General features: G+C 71.9%; 20 protein-coding genes and 1 pseudogene. 13 read left to right on the top strand and 8 right to left on the bottom strand.

All coding sequences use genetic code 11. From position 1 onward, the window contains the following. The first annotated feature begins 1 nt into the window (after nt 1). Nucleotides 2-397, top strand: coding sequence for an FMN-binding protein (locus tag ACIPSJ_RS34865; RefSeq protein WP_401351780.1), 396 nt, complete (start codon nt 2-4; stop codon nt 395-397). Between the two features lie 2 nt (nt 398-399). Continuing rightward, nucleotides 400-1,122, top strand: a complete 723-nt coding sequence (locus tag ACIPSJ_RS34860; protein WP_401351777.1) for an FAD:protein FMN transferase — start codon at nt 400-402, stop codon at nt 1,120-1,122. 64 nt (nt 1,123-1,186) lie between these two features. Here ACIPSJ_RS34860 and ACIPSJ_RS34855 read toward each other — a convergent pair whose 3' ends face one another. Beyond that, nucleotides 1,187-3,271, bottom strand: a complete 2,085-nt coding sequence (locus tag ACIPSJ_RS34855; RefSeq protein WP_401351774.1) for an ArnT family glycosyltransferase — start codon at nt 3,269-3,271, stop codon at nt 1,187-1,189. After that, complete coding sequence (locus tag ACIPSJ_RS34850) at nt 3,268-4,113, bottom strand: dolichyl-phosphate beta-glucosyltransferase (RefSeq protein ID WP_401351772.1); 846 nt, start codon at nt 4,111-4,113, stop codon at nt 3,268-3,270. The genes ACIPSJ_RS34855 and ACIPSJ_RS34850 overlap by 4 nt, the downstream gene beginning before the upstream one ends. A gap of 242 nt (nt 4,114-4,355) precedes the next feature. Between ACIPSJ_RS34850 and ACIPSJ_RS34845 the strand changes: the two genes are divergently transcribed. Genes ACIPSJ_RS34845 through ACIPSJ_RS34835 form a run of 3 tightly spaced genes read left to right on the top strand, consistent with a single transcriptional unit; the run spans nt 4,356 to nt 6,798 of the window. Beyond that, nucleotides 4,356-5,486 (top strand): ABC transporter ATP-binding protein, encoded by a 1,131-nt coding sequence (locus ACIPSJ_RS34845; protein ID WP_401351769.1) that lies wholly within the window; start codon nt 4,356-4,358, stop codon nt 5,484-5,486. Then, nucleotides 5,483-6,133: an ABC transporter permease subunit gene (locus ACIPSJ_RS34840; protein ID WP_355707765.1), complete on the top strand. Its 651-nt coding sequence runs from the start codon at nt 5,483-5,485 to the stop codon at nt 6,131-6,133. Before ACIPSJ_RS34845 ends, ACIPSJ_RS34840 begins: the two co-directional genes overlap by 4 nt. Next, complete coding sequence (locus tag ACIPSJ_RS34835; protein WP_401351766.1) at nt 6,130-6,798, top strand: ABC transporter permease; 669 nt, start codon at nt 6,130-6,132, stop codon at nt 6,796-6,798. The genes ACIPSJ_RS34840 and ACIPSJ_RS34835 overlap by 4 nt, the downstream gene beginning before the upstream one ends. Nucleotides 6,799-6,860: 62 nt before the next feature. Here the strand turns inward: ACIPSJ_RS34835 and ACIPSJ_RS34830 are convergent, their stop codons facing one another. From ACIPSJ_RS34830 to ACIPSJ_RS34815, 4 genes are read right to left on the bottom strand one after another with little or no spacing between them, the layout of a single operon-like run. Continuing rightward, nucleotides 6,861-7,457: an ATP/GTP-binding protein gene (locus ACIPSJ_RS34830; protein WP_355707762.1), complete on the bottom strand. Its 597-nt coding sequence runs from the start codon at nt 7,455-7,457 to the stop codon at nt 6,861-6,863. Next, complete coding sequence (locus ACIPSJ_RS34825) at nt 7,444-7,860, bottom strand: DUF742 domain-containing protein (protein ID WP_355707760.1); 417 nt, start codon at nt 7,858-7,860, stop codon at nt 7,444-7,446. The genes ACIPSJ_RS34830 and ACIPSJ_RS34825 overlap by 14 nt, the downstream gene beginning before the upstream one ends. A gap of 34 nt (nt 7,861-7,894) precedes the next feature. Then, a complete protein-coding gene (locus ACIPSJ_RS34820) occupies nt 7,895-8,371 on the bottom strand; it encodes a roadblock/LC7 domain-containing protein (protein ID WP_355707758.1) in 477 nt (158 codons plus the stop codon). Further along, on the bottom strand, nt 8,368-10,878 hold the full coding sequence (locus tag ACIPSJ_RS34815) for an ATP-binding protein (protein WP_401351762.1): 2,511 nt from the start codon (nt 10,876-10,878) through the stop codon (nt 8,368-8,370). The genes ACIPSJ_RS34820 and ACIPSJ_RS34815 overlap by 4 nt, the downstream gene beginning before the upstream one ends. A gap of 319 nt (nt 10,879-11,197) precedes the next feature. Between ACIPSJ_RS34815 and ACIPSJ_RS34810 the strand changes: the two genes are divergently transcribed. The 5 genes and pseudogenes from ACIPSJ_RS34810 to ACIPSJ_RS34790 all read left to right on the top strand — a co-directional run bounded on the left by ACIPSJ_RS34810 (nt 11,198) and on the right by ACIPSJ_RS34790 (nt 16,434). After that, nucleotides 11,198-12,157 carry an ABC transporter substrate-binding protein gene (locus tag ACIPSJ_RS34810; protein WP_359216986.1) on the top strand — a complete coding sequence of 320 codons (960 nt, stop codon included), beginning with the start codon at nt 11,198-11,200 and terminating at the stop codon, nt 12,155-12,157. Between the two features lie 17 nt (nt 12,158-12,174). Further along, nucleotides 12,175-13,662, top strand: coding sequence for an aromatic amino acid ammonia-lyase (locus ACIPSJ_RS34805; RefSeq protein WP_401351759.1), 1,488 nt, complete (start codon nt 12,175-12,177; stop codon nt 13,660-13,662). Nucleotides 13,663-13,765: 103 nt separating this feature from the next. Continuing rightward, nucleotides 13,766-13,963 (top strand): annotated as a pseudogene (locus tag ACIPSJ_RS34800) (branched-chain amino acid ABC transporter permease); the annotation flags it as partial. Continuing rightward, nucleotides 13,960-14,907 carry an ABC transporter ATP-binding protein gene (locus tag ACIPSJ_RS34795; protein ID WP_401351756.1) on the top strand — a complete coding sequence of 316 codons (948 nt, stop codon included), beginning with the start codon at nt 13,960-13,962 and terminating at the stop codon, nt 14,905-14,907. The pseudogene ACIPSJ_RS34800 and the gene ACIPSJ_RS34795, both read left to right, overlap by 4 nt. 165 nt (nt 14,908-15,072) lie before the next feature. Further along, nucleotides 15,073-16,434: an MFS transporter gene (locus ACIPSJ_RS34790; protein WP_401351753.1), complete on the top strand. Its 1,362-nt coding sequence runs from the start codon at nt 15,073-15,075 to the stop codon at nt 16,432-16,434. Nucleotides 16,435-16,458: 24 nt separating this feature from the next. Here the strand turns inward: ACIPSJ_RS34790 and ACIPSJ_RS34785 are convergent, their stop codons facing one another. Then, the gene (locus tag ACIPSJ_RS34785; RefSeq protein WP_132890095.1) at nt 16,459-16,914 is read right to left on the bottom strand and encodes a tellurite resistance TerB family protein; all 456 of its coding nucleotides are present in this window, start codon (nt 16,912-16,914) and stop codon (nt 16,459-16,461) included. A 151-nt stretch (nt 16,915-17,065) separates the two neighbouring features. Here ACIPSJ_RS34785 and ACIPSJ_RS34780 point away from each other — a divergent pair, with 151 nt between their 5' ends. From ACIPSJ_RS34780 to tatA, 3 genes are all read left to right on the top strand, one after another. Further along, on the top strand, nt 17,066-17,428 hold the full coding sequence (locus ACIPSJ_RS34780; protein ID WP_359216975.1) for a metalloregulator ArsR/SmtB family transcription factor: 363 nt from the start codon (nt 17,066-17,068) through the stop codon (nt 17,426-17,428). Next, nucleotides 17,418-19,916 carry a magnesium-translocating P-type ATPase gene (gene mgtA / locus ACIPSJ_RS34775; protein ID WP_401351749.1) on the top strand — a complete coding sequence of 833 codons (2,499 nt, stop codon included), beginning with the start codon at nt 17,418-17,420 and terminating at the stop codon, nt 19,914-19,916. Before ACIPSJ_RS34780 ends, mgtA begins: the two co-directional genes overlap by 11 nt. A gap of 153 nt (nt 19,917-20,069) precedes the next feature. Then, the gene (gene tatA / locus ACIPSJ_RS34770; RefSeq protein WP_355707744.1) at nt 20,070-20,333 is read left to right on the top strand and encodes a Sec-independent protein translocase subunit TatA; all 264 of its coding nucleotides are present in this window, start codon (nt 20,070-20,072) and stop codon (nt 20,331-20,333) included. Between the two features lie 25 nt (nt 20,334-20,358). On the opposite strand, the gene ACIPSJ_RS34765 is transcribed toward tatA, so the two are convergent. Beyond that, nucleotides 20,359-21,342 carry a sporulation protein gene (locus tag ACIPSJ_RS34765; protein ID WP_401351747.1) on the bottom strand — a complete coding sequence of 328 codons (984 nt, stop codon included), beginning with the start codon at nt 21,340-21,342 and terminating at the stop codon, nt 20,359-20,361. Between the last annotated feature and the right edge of the window lie 288 nt (nt 21,343-21,630).

Raw genomic sequence — 21,630 nt, 5'->3', positions numbered from 1 at the left:
CGTGAAGCGAGCCATACCTGTCGTCGCCCTGAGCATCGCGGGCCTCATCCCCGTCTGGCGCTACGAGCCGTCCATCGGTGGTACGACCACCTCCGCCGCCGAGCCGACTCCCTCGGCCTCCTCCTCCGCCGCCACGTCCGGCACGGTCGTCAAGGGCACGACCATCGACACCGACAAGGGCCCGGTCCAGGTCCAGGTGACCTTCGCCGGCAACAAGATCACCGCCGTGAAGATGCTGCAGCAGCCGAACCATCCACAGACGACGGCCGCGGTGCCGGTGCTGATCTCGGAGACGTTGAAGGCACAGAGCGCGGACATCGACACGGTCTCCGGGGCGACGATCACCAGCGACGGCTACAAGGAGTCCCTCCAGGCCGCGATCGACGCGAAGGGCTGACCATGCACCGAGTCGAACACGTCATGGGGTTCCCGGTGTCGCTGCGGGTGGACGACGAGGGGGACTTCGCGGCGGCCGGGGACGCCGTCTTCGGCTGGCTGCGGGAGGTCGACGCGCGGTTCAGCCCCTTTCGGGCGGACAGCGAGGTCTCCCGGCTTGACCGGGGCGAACTCTCCGTGTCCGAGGTGAGCCCGGACCTCGCCGAGGTGCTCGCGCTGTGCGAGGAGTACCGGCTGGCGACCGGCGGCGCGTTCGACGTACGGCTGCCGGGGCGGGGTCTCGACCCGTGCGCGGTGGTCAAGGGCTGGTCGGTGCAGCGGGCGGCGGAGCTGCTGGCGGCGGCCGGGGCGAAGCGGTTCTGCCTGAACGCCGGGGGAGACGTGGTCGCGGCCGGCGGGCCCTGGCGGGTGGGGGTGCGCCACCCCGAACACGCCGATCAGCTGTGCCTGGTGCTGGAGATCACGGACGGGGCGGTGGCCACCTCCGGGCGCTACGAGCGCGGCGACCACATCGTCGACGGCCGCACGGGCCGTCCGGCCACCGGTCTGCTCAGCGTCACCGTGGTCGCCCCCACGCTGACGGAGGCCGACTCCGCGGCGACGGCCGCCTTCGCGATGGGCACGGACGGCGCCGCGTGGGCGGCGGGCCGCCCGGGCTGCGAGGTGTTCGTGGTGGACACGGACCGGGCCGTGCTGCGGACGCCGGGGCTGCCGGTCGCCGCGTGACCCCGGGCACGAGACGAGAAGGCGGGCCGCTCCTGGCGGCCCGCCTTCTGTTTCGGGGTGGGGATCAGCTGACGTCGGAGGCGTCCAGGCGGTACAGGCCGCTGTAGGCGCTCACGGCCGTGCCGTGCTTCTTCACCCAGGTCGCGATCTCGGTGTTGGTGCCCTGGCCGCCGTCGCTGCTGACCACGATGTAGTGCAGCTTGCCGGACTTCACCAGGCTCTTGAGCTTGGCGAGGGTCATCGCGTTGTCGCTGCCGGACCAGCCGCCCATGGAGATGACGGGCTGACCGGACTCCAGGATGATCGAGGAGGCCGTCTGGTCGGTGGCCACCGCCACCAGCCAGGTGGCGCCGTCCTGGTGCTTCTTCAGGTACGTGATCATCGCCGAGCTGACCTGGCCGCCGCCCATGCCTCCGGCGGTACGGCCGGACTGCGACTCGCTGCTGGAGCCGGAGCTGGAGCCGGACTCGGTGCCCGTGCTTCCGGTGCCGGTGCTTCCCGTCCCGGTCGGCGGCTGCCCCATGGACTGCCCGCCGGAGCTTGCGGAGCTTCCGGTGCCGCTCGGGGCGCTTCCGCTCGGGCGCTGGCCACCGCCGCCGCCCATCCCGCCCATGCCGCCGCCGGTGCTGGGCCCGGCCGTCGGGTTGGTGCCGTTGGTGCTCGCGGTCGTGGCCGCCGAGACGGAGTACGCGGCCGGTCCGGCCAGCAGGGCGACGATCGCCGCCAGTGCCGCGAAGCCGATCAGCTTCTGCCGCTTCATGAACCGCCCGACCAGCAGCCCGGTCACCGCGAGCGCACCGCCCAGCGCGGCCACCACCTCGGCGACCGTGTACACCGTGCCGGAGCCGGAGACCCGCTGGAGCAGGACGACCGCCCAGACCGTGCTGGCGGCGACGGCCACCGGGAGCACCCAGCCCCACCGGGCCGCGGAGTCGTCCCGGAAGGCCTTGTACAGCATGACCCCGCCCGCGCCGGCCAGGGCGGCGATCCCCGGCGCCATGGCGGTGACGTAGTAGGGGTGGAAGGTGCCCTCGGCGAGGGAGAAGGTCAGGAAGTGCAGGACGAACCAGCCGCCCCAGAGCATCAGCGCCGCACGCCTGGCGTCGGTGCGCGGCGCCCGGCCGCGCAGGACCAGGCCGCCGACGAGGGCGATCGCGGCGAACGGGATCAGCCAGGAGATCTGGCCGCCCATGATGTCGTTGAACATCCGGTACAGACCCGAACTGCCGCCGAAGCTGGCGCCGTTGCCGGCCGAGCCCACCGAGGAGCTGGCCCCGAAGATCCGGCCGAAGCCGTTGTAGCCGATGACCAGGTCCCAGACCGTGTTGTCGGTGGAGCCGCCGATGTAGGGCCGCGAGGAGGCCGGGATCAGGTCGACGACCACCATCCACCAGGCACTGCTCACGACGAGGGCGACCGTGCCGACGGCCAGGTTGCGGACGCGCCTGCCCAGCGACAGGTTCGTGGCCCACAGATAGACCAGGAAGAACGCGGGCAGTACGACGTAGGCCTGCATCATCTTGGTGTTGAACGCGAAGCCGATGGCGACGGCCGACCAGACCAGCGGCATCAACTTGCCGGTGCGCACGGCCTTCAGCAGGGCGGCCGCGCCGAGCAGCATCAGGAAGACCAGGATCGGGTCCGGGTTGGTGTCCCGGTTGATGGCGACGGTGATCGGCGTGAGCGTCAGGACGAGGGCGGCGATCGTGCCGGCCACGACTCCGAAGTCCCGCTTGACCAGGCGGTACAGCAGGCCGACCGAGCCGACCCCCACCGCCACCATCGGCAGCATCAACTGCCAGGTGCCGTAGCCGAAGGCGCGGGCGGACAGGCCCATCACCCACAGGGCGAAGGGGGGTTTGTCGACGGTGATGAAGCTGCCCGAGTCCAGGGCGCCGAAGAAGAACGCCTTCCAGCTCTTGGTGCCGGAGTAGACCGCCGCGTCGTAGAAGGTGTTGCCGGTGATCGAGGAGAGGTTCCAGGCGTACAGGGCGGTGGCCAGGAGCAGGATCGCCCAGAGGGCCGGGCGGGCCCAGCGCGGGTCCTCGGGGGCGCCCATGAAGAGCCTTCTGGCGCGGGAGACCGGCGGGGTGGCGGCCCGGTGGCGGCCGTCCTGGACCGGGGTGGGCGGCGGGGCGAGGGTCGTCATGACGCGTACTCCATGGGCTCGACGGCGGTGGCTGCCGGGGTGGGCAGGGCCGTGACGTTCTGGGGGACGGTGGTGCGGCGGGGTACGGCCTGGATGCGGGTGCGGCCGGTGACGGTGGCCCGGAACATGCGGCCCATGCCCAAGAGGTCGTCGACGGCGGTGCGGACGATGTCGACCCGGCTGTCGGGGTCGTCGACCCAGTCGACCGGGACCTCGTGGACGCGCAGCCTGTTGCGCTGCGCGAGCACGAGAAGTTCGGTGTCGAAGAACCAGGCGGTGTCCTCGATGTGCGGGGCGAGGGCGCGGAAGACGTCGGTGCGGACGGCCTTGAAGCCGCACTGCGCGTCCGAGAAGCGGGCCCCGAGCCCGGCCTTGAGCAGCAGGTTGTAGGAGCGCGAGATGAACTCCCGCTTCGGGCCGCGTACGACGGCCGACTGCCGGTGCAGCCGGCTGCCGATGGCGAGGTCGCTGTGTCCGGACAGGAGCGGCGCGACGAGTGGCAGGAAGCCCTCAAGAGCCGTGGAGAGGTCGACGTCCATGTAGGCGACCACATCGGCCGTGGACCGGCTCCACACGTGCTTCAGGGCGCGGCCCCGGCCCTTCTGCTCCAGGCGCCGGGCGTGGACGTGCGGCAGGCGCAGGGTCAGGTTGGTCGCCACCGTCCAGGTGGCGTCCGTGCTCGCGTTGTCCGCGATCGTGATGCGGAACGGGAACGGGAAGGACTCTTCGAGGTATGCGTGGAGACGGCCGATGCTGTCGGCGAGGACATGGGCCTCGTTGTGGACCGGCACCACGATCTCGACCGACCGGCGCCGGACGCCTCCCGCGTTCGTTTCGTTCATGACCATGACGATCGGGGCGTCGTCTGGGGCGGTCCTGAGGCTTCACTGAGCGAACAATGAGAATCAGGGAACTCACAGGTACCGCACAGTGGACACCGGCAGGTCACAGACTGAAGACGACCAGTCAGTCGCCAAAGTACTGAAACACTTGCGGTTTAAACTCTGTCCGAAACGGCCTGCACCACGGCGACCGTGGTCGAAAACTGGGCACTCTCTGCCAAACCCGAAGGGTATTCGGCGTTTTGATACGGATAGATTCAGTCACCAAGCGGTACCCGGACGGTACGGTCGCCGTCGACCGACTCTCCCTGGAGATACCGGATCGCTCGATCACCGTCTTCGTCGGCCCCTCGGGCTGCGGCAAGACGACGACCCTGCGGATGATCAACCGGATGGTCGAGCCCAGCGAGGGCCGCATCCTGCTCGACGGCGCCGACATCCAGGCACAGCCGGTCAACACCCTGCGCCGGTCCATGGGTTACGTCATCCAGAACGCCGGGCTCTTCCAGCACCGCACCATCATCGACAACATCGCCACCGTGCCCCGGCTGCTCGGCTGGACCAAGCAGAAGGCGCGCACCCGGGCGGCCGAGCTGATGGAACGGGTCGGGCTCGACTCCGCGCTCGCCAAGCGCTACCCCTACCAGCTCTCCGGCGGCCAGCAGCAGCGCGTCGGCGTGGCCCGGGCGCTCGCCGCCGACCCGCCGGTGCTCCTGATGGACGAGCCGTTCTCCGCCGTCGACCCCGTCGTCCGCAAGGGACTCCAGGACGAACTCCTGCGCATCCAGGACGAGTTGGGCAAGACGATCGTCTTCGTCACGCATGACATCGACGAGGCGATCAAGCTCGGCACGATGGTCGCCGTGATGCGCACCGGCGGCCACCTCGCCCAGTTCGCTCCGCCCGCCGAACTGCTCACGGACCCCGCCGACGCCTTCGTCGAGGACTTCCTCGGCGCCGACCGGGGCATCCGGCGGCTCTCCTTCTTCCCGTCCGCGGGGCTGGAGTTGCAGCGGGCCCCGATCGTCCCGATCGACGCCGACGCCACGAAGCTCGACGCCCGCACCACCGCGGACGCCCCCTACCTCCTCGTCACCGACCTGGACGGCAGGCCGCTCGGCTGGGGCGAGCCGCGCGCGCTTACCGCCGGTGCGATCGACCCGGCACAACTGCTCCCGTACGGACGGCCCTTCGTGCCCGGCAAGGACTCGCTGCGCGCCGCCCTCGACGGCTCGGTGCTCTCGCCGACCGGCTGGGCGGTGGCGGTGGACGGCGAGGGCCGCGCGGTCGGCGTCGTCTCGCAGCAGGTCATCGGCGCCGCGATCCGCACCGCCCACGCCGAGGGCCACGACAACGCGAAGGTCGGGGGATGAGCGGCTTCTTCGACATTCCCAGCGACCTCCAGAACACCTACTTCGGACTGATCGGCCTCCACCTGCGCGAGGCCCTCATCCCGGTGCTGGCCGGTCTGCTGGTGTCCCTGCCCATCGCCCAGCTCTGCGTCCGCTTCCGCTGGCTGTACCCGCCGGTCCTCGGCGTGACCACGATCCTCTACGCCATCCCCTCCCTGGCCTTCTTCGTCGTCCTCATCGACTACACGGGCCAGACCGAGACGACGGTGATGATCCCGCTCGCGGTCTACAGCCTGGTGGTCCTGGTCCCGGCCATCGTGGACGGCGTCCGCTCGGTCCCGGCGGAGACCCTCGCCGCCGCGACCGCGATGGGCCTCGGCCCCGTACGCCGTTACTTCCAGGTCCAGTTGCCGATCGCCGTCCCCGCGATCATCGCGGGCCTGCGCGTCGCCACCGTCTCCAGCATCTCCCTGGTCAGCGTCGGCATGCTGATCGGCAACCAGGGCGCCCTCGGCAACCTGCTCAACGACGCGAACATCTACCACCGGCCCGAGCTGGCCATCAACTCGGTCGTCACCACGGCCGTGCTGGCGATCCTGGCCGACGCCCTGCTCGTCCTCGTACGCCGTGTGCTGACGCCCTGGATGCCGAAGGAGAGCACCCGGTGAACGTCCTCAACTTCGTCCACGCCTTCTTCAGCGACAGCTCCCACTGGCACGGCTACGACGGCATCCCCGCCCGGCTCTGGGAGCACATCCAGTACTCCCTGGAGGCCCTCGCCTACGCGACCGCCATCGGCCTGCCCGTCGGCCTGGTCACCGGCCACTACGGCCGGGGCGGCAACACCCTCGCCCTGATCGCCACGGCCGGCCGGGCCCTGCCCAGCTTCGGTCTGCTGGTCCTCATGTTCATCTGGCTCGGCTTCGGCATGCTGCCGGTGATGATCCCGCTGGTGATCCTCGCCGTACCGCCGATCCTGGTCACGACGTACGAGGCGATGCGCTCGGTCGACCCGTCCCCGGTGGACGCGGCCCGGGGCATGGGCATGCCGGAGGCACGCGTCCTCTTCCAGGTCGAACTCCCGGTCGCCCTCCCGCTGATCCTCAGCGGCCTGCGCTCCGCGGCCATCCAGATCGTCTCCACCGCGACGATCGCGGCCTACGTCAGCCTGGGCGGTCTCGGCCGGTACATCATCGACGGCCTCTACCAGAAGAACTACGAGAAGGTCGTCGGGGGCGCCACCCTGGTGGCGGCCATGGCCCTGGTGACGCTGGGGATCTTCTGGGCGGTGGCGAGACTGACGGTCTCTCCCGGAGTGCGTCGGAGCAACTGACTCAGGGGCGCGGGGAACTGCGCGACCAGCCACATACGGCCCGCAGTTCCCCACCCACCGCCCTACCCCCCACTACGCGCCAACGCCAGTTCCAGCACAACAAGCAGCGCGTCCCGCACCGAACCCCGGTCCCGCGCGTCGAAGACGACCAGCGGCGTCGCCTCGGCGACATCCAGCGCCCACCGCACCTCGTCCAGCGTGTGCTCGACCTTCCCGTCGAACGCGTTGATGGCGACGGCGAACGGGATGCCCTTGTGCTCGAAGTAGTCGACCGCGGCGTAGCAGTCGTCCAGGCGACGCGTGTCAACGATCACCAGACCGCCGAGCGCGCCCTCGACGATGTCGTCCCACATGAAGCCGAAGCGTTCCTGCCCCGGCGTGCCGAACAGGTACAGCTTCAGCGTCGGGTCGATGGTGATGCAGCCGAAGTCCATCGCCACGGTCGTGGTCGTCTTGCGCGGAGTGAGCGAGAGGTCGTCCACACCCGCGGCGACCTCGGTGATCGACGCCTCGGTGGTCAGTGGCTCGATCTCCGAGATCGAGCCGACGGCGGTGGTCTTGCCCACGCCGAAACCGCCCGCGATGACCATCTTCACCGGCAGCGGCGGCCGTACGGCCGTACGCCCGGCGCCCCGGGTCAGCGAGTCAGTCGGTGTCACGGAGTACCCCTCGGGAGTCTGGGATGGCCCGCAGGCCGTCGATAACCCTGCGCAGGACGGACGAGTCGTGGGTGGCCTCGAAGTCGGGCACATGCACGGACAGCTGCCCGGCCTCGCGCAGGTCTTCGGCCAGCACCCGGACCACGTTCAGGTGCAGCCGCAGCCGCGCCGCCAGTTCCGCGAGCGACTGCGGAATCCGGCACGCGGCGACGATGTCGTGCTGCTCGAAGGAGAGCCGGGCGAGCGCGGCGAGCCCGGCGGTGGTGGCCACCACCTGGGTCTCGACGGGCATCGCCGGTCCGGAGGCGCTGTCCGCCACCCGGCCGGCGGTGACCAGGAACGGCCGTACGGCGGGGGCGGGGCCGACCGGGTCCGGGCCCGGGGGCGGGGTGCCGTCCGCCATGGCTGTGTCTTCCTCTCTCGACCGGCGGTCCCGGTCAGCGCGTCTGTGGGACGCCGACGCTGTTCTTCAGTTCCAGCACGAGCTGCGGGCTGAGTGCGGAACCGGCACGGTTGGCGAACAGCGTCATCTCGTAGGCGATGTTGCCGAGCTTGGCCTCGTTGTCGGCGACCACGCCGAGCACGGCTCCGCTGCCGATCGCGGAGACGATGACATGGCCGCCCTCCAGGTCGATGATGACCTTGTTGAGGCCGCCCAGGCCGTAGTTGCCGGAGGCTCCGGCGGCCAGGCTGGTGATGCCGGAGACGATCGCGGCCAGTCGCTCGGAGTGGGCGCGTTCGCGCAGCTCCGAGACGGCGATCAGCAGACCGTCGGAGGACACGGCGATCGCGTCGACCACGCCTGCGGTCTCGGTGGCGAAGCGGTTCAGCAGCCAGGTGAAGTCGGCTGCGGCCGCCTGCAGGTCGGTCGGCGTGACGCCGCCCGTCGGGGTGTCACCTGTCGACGTGCTCACTGCTCGGCTCCTTCCGGAAGGTGGTTCTGGTCCTGCGGGGGGTTCGGGGGGTCGATGTGCGGCCTGGGCCGTTCGTGGCTTCCGGTCTCGCTGTCGCGCCGGGCGCGCTCCACCGCCGCCTCGAACTCGTCCAGCGCGTCCCGTTCGGCCTCGGCGTCGCGGGTGCGGGCCGGCTGGGAGAGCGTCTGGGCGGCGCCGACGGTGGTGCGGAGGGTCGCACCGCGTACCCGGCGGCGCAGCGGCCGGTTCCCGTCGGCGGAGTCGGCGGAGTCGGCGTCCGGGGCGACCGGCGGCTCGCCCGAGCGGGCGGCCGGGATCAGCGGGGCCGCCGCCTCGGGCGCGGTCCCGGACGCGGGCGCGGTCTCGGCGGCCGGCTCGCGGCGCGGCAGCCTGCGGGGGAGCGGACCTTCGGGCTCGTCGGCGGCCTGCACCGAGGTGGCCCAGGTCGGTCCGGTCCGGCCGACCTGCTCGGCGGATGCCGCCGGCGCCGTGACCTCCGGTGCCGTCGGCTCCGCGGCGAGCGGGGTGCCGGCGGTGTCGGCCACCGCGCTCATCGTCAGCAACAGCGTGGTGGGCAGGGTCACTTCGGCGGTCACACCGCCGCCCGGGGTCCGGGTCAGCTCGACGCCGATCTCCCAGCGCCGGGCCAGCGCACCGACCACGAAGAGGCCGAGCACCTTGGTCGGCACCAGGTCGAGGCGCTCACGGCGGATCAGCCGCTGGTTCTCCTCGGCCAGCCGCTCGGCGCTCATGCCGAGGCCGTGGTCGGTGACAACGATGTGCGCGCCCTGGTCGCTGGAGCGGACGGTCACCTCGACGGGGCTGCCCGCCGGGGAGAACGACACCGCGTTCTCCAGGAGTTCGGCCACCATCAGCGTGAGGTCGCCGATGATGTCCGGCTCGATCATGGCGTCCGTGCCGGCGTACAGCCGTACCCGCTGATAGCCCTCGATCTGGCCGAGCGCGGCCCGGACCACGTTGGACACCGGGGTCGGGCCGGCCGCGAGGACGGTCTCGCGGATGCCGGCCAGCAGCATCAGGCTGTCGGCGTTGCGGCGCAGACGGACGGCGATGTGGTCGATGGAGTAGAGGCGTTCCAGCAGCGCCGGATCGGTCTCGGCGCGCTCCACCGCGTCGATGAACGCGAGCTGGCGGGTGGTCAGGTTGCTGACGCGGCGGCCGACGTTGCCGAACATCTCGGCGGTGTTGCGGCGGCTGAGCACCTGGCGTTCGAGCAGGGCCGCGGCCGTGGTCTGCACCTGGTTGAACGCCTCGGCCAGGTCGCCGATCTCGTCGCGGGCGGTGACCGGCATGTCCCGCAGCCGGGGCGGACCGGAGTCCTCGGCGTCGTCGTCGGCGACCCGGGCGAGTTCGCGGTTCGCGACCTCGGCGACCTCGTGCGCGACCCCGGTCAGGGCCTGCACCGGGCGGATCACGGAGCGGCGCACCAGCACCGACAGGGCGAACCAGAGGACGAAGCCGAGCAGCGAGCCGTTCAGCAGCCAGATCGCGCGCCACCGCGCGGAGTCGGCGGCCGAGTCCGCCCGGTCGGCGATCTGGCCGATGAGCGAGGTGGTGATGGTCAGCCGGGCGGTGGCCTGGTCGTGATAGGCCGGGTAGTCGGTCAGCGCGTCCTTGACGGCCTGCCGGATCTGCTCCTGGCTGCCGGACTGCAGCTTGGTCGGGTCGATCTGCAGCTCGGCGTAGGACTCGGCGATGGTGCTCTGTGCCTTGGTGTGCTCGACGTCGGCGAGCTGCCGGGCCTGGCCCTCGGTGGCGAACCGGCTGAAGCGGTCGGCCTGGTGCTGGTAGAGGTCGTAGGCGCCGACCGCGTTGGTGAACTCGATCAGCGCGTTGGTGTCACCGGTGGTCGCCGCGAGCACGTTGGTCTCGAAGGCGCCGTGGGCGGCGTCCGCGCGCAGCAGCGAGTCCAGCAGGTTGCCGGTGAAGGTGGAGGCGAGGTTGGTGTTGCGGTCCAGGCCGAGGCCGTCGATCAGGTCGTTGGCCGCGTTGGCGTACGCCGGGTCGATGTTGTCGGCCGGCAGATAGGACTGCTCGACGGAGTCGCGCAGGCTGCTCAGGCCCTCGACCTGCCGGAGCGCGGCCGCCTCGGTGTCCGGCAGCCGGTCGCCGAAGGTGTGACGGACCGTCTCCACCTGGGCGTCCACCGCCTCCTGCGCCGCCCGGTAGGCCTTCTGCGAGGGACTGGAGGCACCGGACTCGTAACGCACGGACAGCAGGATCGCCTGCTGGTGCTCCGCCTCGACCTTGTCCACGAGACGTGCCACCTGGGCGCTGTCCCGGACCATCTGCGCCGCGGAGTCCGCGCTGGTGGACTGCTGCACCAGGTCGGTGAAGACATACGCCAGCAGTACGGCGATGACGGCGAGCGGTAGACCGACCAGCAGGTTGAGCTTGCGCCGGAAGGGCCAACGGTCGGCGAATCCCCGTATCCCGCCCCGCTCCTGGGCGGGCCGGACGGGCGCGTCCACCTGGTTCGTGGACACCGGGCCTCCTTCATGAGGGTGTCTGGTCTGGGGGGCGTCTTCACCCCGAGCTGCTGCGGAACGACACCGAGTAGCGGGCCCCGTGCACCGCTGTGACCGATATCAACTGCGGTGAGACTACAGCGTTCCTGAAGGGCCGTTCCGCTTGCTCTTTATCAAGAATCCGTTACAAAGAGACCGCGCTCCGTCCACAACTGGCCACGGATCGAAGCCAATCGGTGACCCGGAGACACTTGACTGACTGAGAACGTGATGGATTGGATCGTCCGGAGTGGTTCGCAGCACCCCCACCCTTCCCACAGCTCCCGGAACGGCAACCGTGACTTCCAACACCCTTCCCAGCAGGTCAATCCGGACATACCGAGGCGTGGCGGCCGTCGCGCTCGCCGCGACGACGGCCCTGCTGGCGGGCTGTTCCTCCTCCGACGACAGCAAGTCCGACCCGCTGTCGGACAGCAAGGCGAGCGGGGACACCGTTGTCGTCGGCGCCAACAACTTCGCCGAGAGCAACCTGATCGCCGACATCTACGGGGAGGCGCTCAAGGCCAAGGGCGTCAAGGTCACCTACAAGCCGAACATCGGCAGCCGTGAGACGACCTACGGTCTGCTCAAGAACGGTTCGATCTCGGTCCTGCCCGAGTACAACGGCGCGCTGCTCGCCTACCTCGACCCCAAGGCCGCCCCGAAGACCGTCGAGGAGACGACCTCGGCGATCGAGGCGAAGCTGGACTCCAAGCTGACGCTGCTCGACCCGGCGGACGCGCAGGACAAGGACACGGTGACGCTCAACGCGACCACCGCCGCCAAGTACAACCTCACCGAGAAGTCCTCCATAGCCGACCTCAAGAACATCGCCAAGGACCTGGTCATCGGCGCCTCGCCGGAGTTCCAGACCCGCCAGCAGGGCCTGGTCGGCCTGAAGGACGTCTACGGCCTGGAGTTCAAGTCCTTCAAGGCGCTCGACGCGGGCGGCGCGCTCACCGAGGCGGCCCTGAAGAAGAACGCGGTGCAGGCCGGCGACATCTTCAGCACGGACCCGACCATCACCAAGGAGAAGTTCGTCGTCCTCCAGGACCCGAAGAACCTCTTCGGCTTCGAGAACGTCCAGCCTCTCGTATACAAGAGCGCCCTGAACCAGACGGCCATCGACGCCCTCAACGCCGTCTCCGCCAAGCTGGACACGGCGACCCTGCTGGACCTGGACACCCAGGTGCAGTCGGACAACAAGGACCCGCTGGACGTCGCCCAGGCCTGGCTGAAGAAGGTCGGCCTCAGCTGACCTGTCGCCGAACCCCCTTGGACAACGGCACCACCGACGTACCGAGACGGGTGCCCCCGCGCTCCCGTGTCGTGCTCGACGGCGACGGCCTCGGCCTGTCCGGACTCGTCCGGCTCGCCGACGCCGTCGCCGACCCGGTCGTACCGCCCGAGGCGCTCGACCGGGTCCGCCGCGCCCACCGGACCGCCGACGACCTCGCCGCGCAAGGCCGTTGGTACGGGCGCGGCACCGGCGTCGGCGCCCTGCGCTCCGTCGCCGTCGACCCGTCCGACGCGGCCGGCCACACCCTGCGCCTGCTGCGCAGCCACGCCGGCGGCGCCGGCCCCCTGCTGCCGCCCCGCCGGGCCCGCGCGTTACTCGCCGTCCGCGCCAACCAGCTGCTGGCCGCCGGTTCCGGCATCCACCCGTCCTTCGTGACGGCACTGACCGAGGCGCTGCGCCTCGGTGTCCACCCCGCGATCAACGAGTACGGCGGTGTGGGCACCGGCGACCTGACGGCCCTGGCCCAGACCGGCCTCACCCTGATCGGCGAACGCCCCTGGCTCACCACGGAACCCGACGCGGAACTGCCCGCCCCCGTCACCCTCCGCCCCGGCGACTCGCTGGCCCTGCTCAGCAGCAACGCCCTGGCCCTGGGCCGGGCCGCCCTGGTCTGCCACGACCTGGACGTCCTCCTGCGCGCCACGCACGTGGTGGCCGCCCTCTCGCTGGCCGCCGTCTCCGGCTCGGCGGAGGCCTACGCGGCCGAGGTGCACGCCCTGCGCCCGTACCCCGGCCCGGCCCGCGTCGCCGCGGAGATACGACGTCTGCTCGCGATCCCCGACCGCCCCCTCACCAGCGGCCGCCGCGTCCAGGACCCGTACGGCTTCCGGGCCTTCCCCCAGGCGCACGGCGCGGCGCTGGAGGCCGCCGACCGGCTCCGGGATGTCATCGAGACGGAGATCAACTGCCCTTCGGAGAACCCGGTCCTGGCCCCCGACGGCGAGGTCTACCACCACGGCGGCTTCTTCGCGGCCCCGCTCGCCCTGGCCCTGGACGGCCTCGACCTCGCCCTCCTGCAGACCGCCCAGTTCTCCGCGGCCCGCCTCCAGGCCCTCACCCGCGCCGACCTCACCGGCCTCCCCGCCTTCCTGACCACGGGCCCGGCGAGCAGCTCCGGCACGATGATCCTGGAGTACACGGCCCACGCGGCCCTGGCGGAGATCCGCGCCAGCGCGGCCCCGGCATCGGCCGGCCACGCCGTCCTCTCCCACGGCCTGGAGGAGACGGCCGGCTTCGCGGGCCAGGCGGTGAAACAGGCGGAACGGGCGACCGAGGCGTACGCGGTGGTGCTGGCCTGCGAACTGGTCACGGCGGTACGGGCGTTGCGGCTGGCCCCGGTGCCACCGGGGATCCCGGCGTTCGAGGTGGCGGCGGCCGCGCTGTCGGCGGACATGACGGACCGGGACCTGTCGGGAGACGTGAGCGCGGCCATGGAACTGCTGAGGGTCCTGGCGGACCTGTGAGGGGCGCACGCGCCCCGACCCGCAAAGGCCCGTCCCCTGATGTGCCCGCATGCCTCACGACCTCGGCACCCCCGTGCCCGCCCCGCTGGGCCGCGTGGCCGACCTCCTCGGCACCGCGCTGCTCTACCTGATCCCCGCCAAGTTCGCCTTCTTCAGCAAGTACCAGATGCTGCTCTTCGGCCTCGCCCTGGTGGTGATGATGATCTACCGCCCCGAGGGCCTGATCCCCGACCGCAAACGGCAGTCGGAGTTCCACGACGAGTGCCACGAAGAGTGCCACGAGGAGGCGGTCGCGCCATGAGCACCCTCCTGAGGGCCGACGGCGTCACCATGCGCTTCGGCGGCCTCACCGCGGTCGACGGCGTCGACCTGACCGTCGGCACCGGCGAGATCGTCGGCCTCATCGGCCCCAACGTCGCCGGGAAGACCACCTTCTTCAACCGCCTGACCGGTCTCTACGTCCCCACCGAGGGCGAAGTCCGGTTCCGTGGCGAGCTGTTGCCGCCCCGGCCGGCCAGGGTGACCCGCGCGGGCATCGCCCGCACCTTCCAGAACATCCGCCTGTTCGCGGGGATGACCGTCCTGGAGAACGTCCTGGTCGGCCGCCACACCCGCACCAGGGAGGGCCTGCTCTCCGCCATCGGACGCGGCCCCCGCCACCGGCGCACCGAACGCGAGTCGCGGCCCGTCGCAGGGGAGTTGCTCGACTTCGTCGGCCTCGGCCGGCAGGCGGCCGTGACGGCCCGCAACCTGGTGGTGGCCCTCGGCCTCGCCCACTCCCCGGAGGGCCGGCACATCTTCCCGCGCCTGACCGTCGAGGAGAACCTGCTGCTCGGGGCCCACCTCCGCAAGGACACGCAGGGCATCGCCGACGACGCCGAACGGGCCTGCACCCTCTTCGAACGGCTCCGGGAACGCCGTACCCAGGCGGCCGGCACCCTCTCCGGCGGCGAGCAGCAGATGCTCGCCATGGGCCGCGCCCTGATGCGCCGGCCGACGCTGCTGATGCTCGACGAGCCGTCCATGGGCCTCTCGCCGATCATGATGCGGAAGATCATGGACACGGTCGCCGAACTGAGGGCCACCGGCACCACGATCCTCCTTGTCGAGCAGAACGCCCGCGCCGCCCTCGCGCCGGCGGACCGCGCCTACGTCATGGAGACCGGCCGGATCGTCCTGGCGGGCACGGGCGCGGAACTCACCCACGACGAGAGCGTACGGAAGGCGTACCTGGGCGAGGACTGACCACCGCCGGCCGTTCGTCCGGTGCCGTCGGTGTCGGATTCCGTCACCGACGGCCGGGGCGACGGAGGAAAACCGCGATTGTCCGGCCGGGTCCGGTGCGCCGCTCCTCGTCGCTCGCAGGCTGTCCCACGCCAGGCACCCCGAGCGTGAGAGGACCGCCACCCCATGACATCCGCGACCGTCCGTCCGCCGGCCACCGCCACCCCCTACCGGTGGCGGTGGCCTGCCCTCTTCGCCCTGCTCCTCGCCGAGGCGATGAACCTCCTGGACGCGACGATCGTCCAGGTCGCCGCCCCCGTCGTGCACGCCGACCTCGGCGGCCCGGTCTCCGGCGTCCAGTGGTTCAGCACGGCGTACACCCTCCCCTTCGCCGTCCTGCTGATCACCGGCGGACGCCTCGGCGACATCGCGGGCCGCCGCAGGCTCTTCGTCCTCGGCGTCGCCCTCTTCACCGTGGCCTCGGCCGCCTGCGCCCTGGCGCCGTCCCCGGCCCTGCTGATCGCCTTCCGCGCCGTCCAGGGCGCCGCGGCGGCCGTGATCATCCCGCAGACCATCGGACTGATCAGGGCGATGTTCACGGGCGACGAGATGTCCCGGGCGCTGGGCAGCATCGGCCCGGTGATGGGCCTCGCGGCCGTCTGCGGCCCGATCCTCGGCGGCGTCCTCACCCACGCCGACCTGTTCGGCTCCTCCTGGCGTGCCACGTTCCTGGTGAACGTGCCGCTCGCCCTGGTCGTCCTGGTGCTGTCCCCGAAGCTCCTGGAGAACCGCGCGCCACGCCGCCCCACCCTCGACTGGCCGGGCACGGCACTCGCCGCGACCGGCACGGGCCTGCTCGTCTACCCCCTGATCGGCGCCGACCTCACCGAACTGCCCCCGCACAGCTGGGCGTCGCTGGTGGCGGGCCTGCTGGCACTGGCCGCGTTCGCGCTGCACCAGCGCCGCGCGACCGCCCCGCTCCTCGAACCCACCCTCTTCACCCACCGGGGGTTCCTGCCCGCCCTCGCCACCTCGACGACGTTCTTCGCGGTGACGAACGGGCTGCTGACGGCGGCGGTCCTGCAACTCCAACTGGAGGCGGGCAAGGGCGTACTGGCGGCCGGTCTCAGCCTCACCCCGTGGTCGACCGGCCTCGCCGTGTCGTCCTGGCTGTCGGGCCGACACGGCGCCCGGCGCCGCATGATGCCGTACGGCCTGGCCCTGGTGCTCCTGGGGCTGGCCGCCGCCGCGGCCGGGTACACCGCCACCGGGTCCACCCACTACCCCTGGCCGCTGCTGCCCGCGCTGGCCCTGGTGGGCCTCGGCGCGGGGCTGTTCACCCCCGCCTTCTTCACGCTGGCGCTGAAGCCGCTGCGCCCCCAGGAGGTCGGTTCGGCGGCGGGTGCGCTGAACGCGGTACAGCAACTGGGGGCGACCCTGGGCGTGGCAGTCCTGGGCAGTACCTACCTGGACGGCTCGGCGGAGGCGGCCTGTGCCGTGGCCATGGCCCTCACCGCGCTCTGCTGGGCCACGAGCCGACGGATGTGAGCCGCCCCCGTCCGGGCGTGCCGGTCAGAGGTCGAACTCGTGCGGCGGCAGGTCCAGCGTGTAGCAGGCCTCGCGGACCACGGCCTGCTCGGTCTTGTCGAAGTCGCCGTCCGCGCCGCCGATCACGATGCCGATCTGGATGACGGCACGCGCCTCGGCCGGCTTCTTCTTCGCCTTGGCGACCTCCTGGAGCACGCTCACCTTGCCGAACGCGAAGTCGGTGGTCAGCTTGTTCAGGTTCTCCTCGAAACGGCGACGCAGGTCGTCCGCGGGGAAGTTCTGCAGCACCTCGTTGGTGGCGATGAGCTGCGCGACCCGCTGCCGCTCCGCCGGGTCGATGGTGCCGTCGGCCGCCGCCACCAGCGCACACATCGCCATGCTCGCGTCGCGGAACGCACCGCTCTTCAGGTCGTTCTTCTTCGCCACGAGCTGGGTCTGCATCTGCGTCGCGGAATCCTTGATGCGGTCCCACAGAGCCATGCGCACTCACTCCTCGGTCGGTATGTGCTTGCCAAGAACGTCGCTTGCCAAGAACTTACTTCTACAACAACGTAGAAACTGCCCCGGCGGCCGAGAAGTTCCCGCGTCCTAGACTGGTGCCTCCCGTGCGGCGGACAGGAGGAGTACGACGGTGGCGACAGCGCCCGGCAGCGGTATCGAGGACCCCTCCGCGGACGTGCTCACGGAGGCCGCCGCGGCCTTCGGGCTGCTCGCCTCGCCCGCCCGGCTGCACATCGTCTGGGCCCTCGCGCAGGGCGAGAGCGATGTCACCGGCCTCGCCGAGCGGGTCGGCGGCGCGCTGCCCGCGGTCAGCCAGCACCTCACCAAGCTGAAGCTCGCCGGTCTCGTCCGCTCCCGCCGGGAGGGCCGCCGCCAGGTATACCTCCTGGACGACCCGGACGTCGTCGAGGTCGTAGGCCTCCTCGTCGGCCGGCTCACCGCCCGCACCACCGGTGCCGAACTCCCGGCCCCCCGCCGCCTCCGTGGTCTCTGAGGGCGAGGCCGCCACCGCGCTGCAGGTGCTGCGCGGGCTGGACACGGGACCGCGCGGGCTGACCGAGGCCGAGGCCGCGGCCCGGCTCGCCGACGTCGGCGAGAACACCCCGCGCCTCCCGCACACCGCCTCCTGGCCGCTGCTCTGCGTCCGGGCCCTGCGCGACCCCTTCACCGCCGTCCTCCTCACCCTCGGCCTGGTCTCCGCCCTCGTCGCCTCCTGGGGCACGGCCGTCGTGATCCTCGCCCTGGTCGCGGTGAGCGCCGGTCTGCGGGCCGCCGGCGAACACCGCGCCGACCGCTCGCTGGCCGCCCTGCGCGAACTCGTCGCCGGCACCGCCACCGTGCTCCGCCGCACCGGGGAGGACACCGGACCGCGGGCCCGGGAGGTCCCGGTCGCGGAACTGGTCCCGGGCGACGTCGTCCGGCTCGGCCCCGGCGACCTGGTCCCGGCCGACGTACGACTGCTGCGCGCCCGCGGACTGACCGTGCACCAGGCCGTGCTCACCGGGGAGTCGGCGCCCGTCGCCAAGGCCGCCGTCGACGTCCCCGACCCGGCGGCCGAAGGCCCCTTCCAGGATCCCTCTCTCTGTTTCCAGGGCAGCGGGGTCGCCTCGGGCAGCGCCACGGCGGTGGTCGTGGAGACGGGGGAGCGGACCCGGTTCGCCGTGGCGCAGAGCGCGGCGGGCGGCCGCCGGGAGCCCAGCGCCTTCGACCGTTCCGTGCACGGCATCTCCTGGGTGCTCATCCGGTTCATGCTGCTGACCCCGCCGCTGGTCCTCATGGCCAACGCCGCCCTGCGCGGCCGGGGCCTGGAGACGCTGCCCTTCGCGGTCGCGGTCGCCGTCGGGCTCACCCCCGAGATGCTGCCGGTGATCGTCACCACCTGCCTGGCCCGGGGCGCCGCCCTGCTCGCCCGCGCCCACCGGGTCGTCGTACGACGGCTGCCCGCCCTGCACGACCTGGGCGCGGTCGACGTGCTCTGCCTCGACAAGACCGGCACCCTCACCCAGGACCGGCCGGTGGTCGAACGCGCGCTGGGACCGGACGGGGACGACGACCCCGAGGTGCTGCGCTGGGCCGCCGTCGGCACCTGGTGGACCCTCCAGCTCGCCGAACTCCCCGCCCCCGACGCCCTCGACGAGGCCCTGCTCACGGCGGCCGGACCGGTGGGGGAGGAGTACGACGGCCTGGGCGCCGTCCCCTTCGACCCCGAGCGGCGCACGGCGACCGCGATCGTCGCCGGTGCCGCCCTCGGCTCCCGTCTCCTGGTCACCAAGGGCGCCGCCGAGGACGTCCTGGACCGCTGCGCCCTGGACCCCGCCGAACGCGAGCGCCTGCTCGCCCTCGCCGCCCGCGAGGCCGGTAGCGGGCTGCGCGTACTCGCCGTCGCCACCGCCGAGGTCCCCGCCCGCACCCGCGCCTACACCTCCGCCGACGAACGCGGACTCACCTTCCGGGGCCTGGTCACCTTCCGCGACGCCCTCGCCCCCGGCGCCGCCGAGGCGCTGCGCGGCCTGACCGACCTGGGCATCACGGTCCGGATCCTGACCGGCGACCACCCGGCGACGGCGGCCCGCGCCTGCCGGGACCTCGGCCTCGACACCGCGCGGACGGCCGTGGCCGGCGACCCCCGCGACCTCGACGCCACCGTCGTCGCCCGCTGCACCCCCGAGGACAAGGCCCGGATCGTGGCCGGACTGCGGGCCGCCGGGCACACCGTCGGGTTCCTCGGGGACGGGGTCAACGACATCCCCGCCCTGCGCGCGGCCGACGTCGGTGTCGCGCCCCGCACCGCCGTGGACCTCGCCCGCGAGACCGCCGACGTCGTGCTCGCCGAGAAGGACCTCGGCGCCATCGGGCACGCCGTCACCGCGGGCCGGCACAGCAGCGCCAACATCGCCGCCTATCTGCGCGTCACGCTCTCCTCCAACCTCGGCAACGTCATCGCCATGCTCTCCGCGGGCCTGCTCCTCCCCTTCCTGCCGATGCTCCCGGCCCAGGTGCTCGCCCAGAACCTCTGCTTCGACGCCGCCCAGCTCGCCTTCGCCCACGACCGCCCCGGCCCGGCGGCACTGCGCCGCCCGACCGTGCTGCGGTCACGGGCCTTCCTGCGGTTCATCACCGGCTTCGGCGTGCTCAACGCGATCGCCGACCTCGCCACCTTCGGCGTCCTCGCGCTCGCCCTGCGCGGCCCCGACGCCCTCGACGACCAGGCCGTCTTCCACTCGGCCTGGTTCACAGAGAACCTGCTCACCCAGGCCCTGGTGATGTTCCTGCTGCGCGGCGGTGTCCGCCCGGGGCCGGTCGGCCGGGCCGCCGCCGCCCTGGCCGCCGTCGGCCTGCTGCTTCCGCCGAGCCCGCTGGGTGCGGCCCTGGGCATGACCGGCCTGCCGCCCGCCTACCACCTGCTGCTCGCCGCCGTCCTCGGGCTGTACGCCCTGGCGCTGCGGGCCGTGCGGGCACGTCACGACCGGCGTGGGCGATGACCCGCGAGCGGTGACAGTCGTGGGGCCACGTTTGTCCACCGTTTCCCGGCCGGGTTGTACAGTTGCGCAATGTAGCAACCGTCGCTGCCCGGCCGAGGTGCGTGAAGCCCTCTCCGTCGGCACGAGAAAACGTGAGAAAGGGAGGGGGCGGCCATGCTCCGCAACGGACTCGAACCCTGGCATCTGCTGATCGTCGCGATCGTCTTCATCGTGCTCTTCGGCTCCCGGAAGCTGCCCGACACCGCCCGGGCCCTGGGCAAGTCGATGCGCATCCTCAAGAGCGAGGCGAAGGCGATGAAGGCGGACGACGCGCCCCCGGTGGAACCGACGTCGGTGCAGATGGCGGCGGAGCCGGCCCCGGCCGCCGCCCAGCCGGAGCCCAGGACGGCCGGCGAACCGACCGTCTCCCCGAGCTGACGCCTCCCCGGCGCCCGGACGGGTCCTAGTCCTCGTCCCCCTCGAAGAAGTCGCCGATCTCGTCGACCACCTCGGCCGCCACCATTCCGCCGACCACGCCCACCGCGAGGCCCGCCGCACCCGCGGCGACCGCCGTGCCCAGGCCCGGTCCGGAGTGGTGGCGGTCGTCGTGGCCGTGGTGCTCGCTGTGGCCGTGGTGCTCGACGTGGCCGTACGTCGCATGGGCGGCGTAGGACTCGCGGTGCGCGATCAGCCGGCGGATCCAGCCGTCGACCTCGCCGTTCCAGTCGAGCGCGGGCACGTCCTCGTGGCGCACTGTGAACCGGGTCAGCGCGTCGTGCCCGGAGGAGAACGGGCCGCCGCGCTTGTCCGCCTCCAGGACGACCTCCAGACCCGCGGGGGAGGCCAGGAAGGTCAGCTCGATCTCGTTCACCGCGTGCGCGTACCGCGGTGCCGGGGTCAGCTCGATCTCCTGGTAGAACGGCAGCCGCTGGCCCGTGCCGCCGATCCGGCCGTACTCCAGATCCGCCGAGCGGAAGCCGAACCCCAGCTGTCCCAGGGCCTCCAGCACCGCTTCTTGGACGGGCAGCGGCCCGACGGTGAGCGGGTCCAGATCGCCCTTGTCCCGGGCGCCGGCCACCCCGACCTCGGTGCGCACCCCGAGCACGATGCCCAGCGGCTGGCCGTACAGTTCGGTGACCGGGGTCTCCCACGGCACCGGCACACTGAACGGCACCTCCCGCTCCTCCTCCTCGCAGAGCCGGAACCCGCCGCCCACGGTGAACCGCTCGAAGACGACGGCGCCCTCGCTCTCCCCGTCCTCGTGCTCCGCCTCCACCCGGGCGAGCAGTTCGAGCCCGATGTGCTCGATCTCCACCGCCGCCGAGCCGCCCTTCAGCCACACCCGCCCCGACACCGCTCCGCCGGGCACCACCACTCCGCTGTCGAGAACCGTGTCCACCGAGGGCCCACCGACCCCGATCGCTCCCAGCAGCCGTTTGAACACCATGAAGCCCGCCGCTCCTTCGCCGCACTCGTCACGCACACCCGGGCGGACCACACGCCACCCGACTGCCCGATGAACTCGCCAGAACGGCAAAGAAGTTCCCAAGTCACCCGTTCGAGGGAAGCGCGTGCCAGGGCTCCGTACGGATCCGTACAGAGAGGAAGGGGGGGGGGGGGGGGGGGGGGGGGGGGGGGGGGGGCGCAGACGAGCCCTACAGCTGATACTAACAATCATGAGCACCGAAGACCACCACACCACAAACCTTGCGAGACAGGGCAGAGATGGGGTCAA

Origin of the sequence: Streptomyces sp. NPDC090088, assembly GCF_044747345.1 — a bacterium.
Classification (GTDB): domain Bacteria; phylum Actinomycetota; class Actinomycetes; order Streptomycetales; family Streptomycetaceae; genus Streptomyces.
Note: the sequence above shows the minus strand (reverse complement) of the source record. Positions and strands in the feature narration are given on the sequence as shown.